Origin of the sequence: Roseateles sp. (genome assembly GCF_049240545.1) — a bacterium.
Classification (GTDB): Bacteria; Pseudomonadota; Gammaproteobacteria; order Burkholderiales; family Burkholderiaceae_C; genus Paucibacter_A.
Map to the genome: position 1 here is coordinate 1 of NZ_JBMLSK010000178.1, position 1,979 is coordinate 1,979.

Sequence of the window (1,979 nt, forward strand, 5' to 3'; positions counted from 1 at the left end):
AGTGGTACGACACGCCCAACATCCACTTGTGCACGCCGAAGGACTTCGAGATCCTGGCCGCGCGGCTGGGGCTGCAGATCACCGACCGCGCACTGCTGGCCGAAGGCCGGCCCGTGACCGTGCTGCCGGCGCTGCGGGCGACTCTGGCCGTGTACCGCTTCGAGACGCGCTGAGAGCCCGCGAAAACATTGTCGCGAGCAGCCCGAGGTCGCGCCGAGTAGCCGACCCGTACAGAGTGGTACGGCGAGCAACGCAGGCGAGGGATCGGGCCGCACAGTGGTTTTTTCAAAGGCTCCGAGCCGCGCCCGCATCGCTGCCGCGGCGCCGTAGCGCATCGGGCGTGCCGAGGTGGTCTTCCCCGCCTGCTGCGCTGTCAACGCGTGCGCTCGAACCAGGCCAGCGCATAGGGCGGGACTTCGACGCGCCCTTGCGCCGCCACCGCCGGCACATCGGACAGCGCCGCCGGCCCGGTGATGCGTGCCAGCGGCGCGGCGGTCAACACGCGCCCGGCCGCGGCCTGCCAGCCGGCGCTGGCCAGATCGATGCGCGCGGTGGCGGCATCGGCGTTGACGATCACCATCCGCTCGACGGTGCCGCGCGTCAGCAGCCACGCGGCCACGCGGTCGGTGTCGGTCACGCCGGACAGTTCCGACTGCGCCAGGGCGCGCCCGCAGCGTCCGCCCGCCAGCGTGGCGGCTACGGCTGCCAGTGCGCGGCCTTGCGCGGTCAGCGCATAGGACTCGAACCCCGGCGCGGGCACGACATCCGGCGCGCGGCCCGGGTGAACGACCGTCTGCCACTGGCGGTTGCCGGTCAGCATGTGCGCGATCAGCAGCTCGACGCGTGCGTCTTCCAGCGCGCGCAGCGCGAACTGCGCCAAGAACAGGCCGTGCATCCAGGTGCCCACCAGCTCGGCGGCATCGGCGAAACTGACGTTGAATTCGGTGATCCACAACGACTTCGCCGGCGGCAGCACCGCCCACTGCGGCGTGGCGCGTGTGGCCCGCCAGTAGCGCGCCGCCGCGGTCCCGATGTCTGTCAGGTACGCCGCATCGGCGCGGCCCGCGCGGCCCGGAAGGCGCGGATAGAAGTGCAGCGCGAAGGCGTCGGCATGATCGGCGGCGCCGGCGGCGACGATGCGCTCGTTCCAGGTCCGCATGCGCGTGTCGTTGCCCGGATCGAGCTGGCCGGTCGCCAGGTCGATCCGCGGAGCAAACGCCGGCTGCGCCAGACGCGCCGCCGGAAATGCCGTGCGCACCTGCTGCGCCAGCGCACGCGCCGCGCCAACGTGGGACTCGGCATCGGGAAACACCGTCGCGTTGTTGGCGGTGCCTTCGACTTGCGCGAAGTACGGCTCGTTTCCCAGTTCGACCCGCGCGACCGCGACCCCGGCGGCGCGGCTGGCGGTGAGCCACGACAGCGTCTCGTCCGGACTGGCGGTGACCATGTTGGCCACCAGTAGCGGCGCGCCGCGCACGGCGCTCAGCAGCGAGGCGAAGAAGACCGGGGTGCCTTGCGTGAAGCTGCCGAAGCCCTGATACAGCGCAGGCGGCTGCAGCACCCGGTTGTCCCAGGTGCGGCAGGTCGAATAGCGGCACGGCTCGACCGGGCGTCCATTGAGCCAGTGGTGATAGTCGGACTCGGTGCCGCCCGGGTAGCGCAGCACCGGCGCGCCGAGCATGGCCACCGCGTCGAGCAACGCGCGGTCGTTGAACAGGCCCTCCCAGAACAGCACGTTGACGTTGTAGCCGACGGCAACCGATTCCAGCGAGCGCGTGGGCGCCGGGCAGACCGCATCCGCCGGGGGTTGCGGCGCAGGTGGCGGGGAGGCGGTGGCGGAACTGCCGCCGCCGCAGGCGGAGACGAGCAGTAGCGCGAACAGACCCAGCGCGAGCGCGAGACGATTCGCCGCAGGTGCTTGTGCCACGCAGGTTTCGGTACGCGCTGGCGCAGCGTCGCTGCCGGCGCCAGGGCGCAGC

General features: G+C 72.0%; 1 protein-coding gene and 1 pseudogene. One reads left to right on the forward strand and one right to left on the reverse strand.

The annotated features are described in order from the left end of the window. Positions 1-173, forward strand: a 173-nt coding sequence (locus ACOVRJ_RS11895; RefSeq protein WP_422044065.1) for a methionine biosynthesis protein MetW, incomplete at its 5' end; no start/stop codon positions are given. A 200-nt stretch (positions 174-373) separates the two neighbouring features. On the opposite strand, the pseudogene ACOVRJ_RS11900 reads toward ACOVRJ_RS11895, so the two are convergent. Then, positions 374-1,979, reverse strand: a pseudogene (locus ACOVRJ_RS11900) (hypothetical protein); the annotation flags it as partial.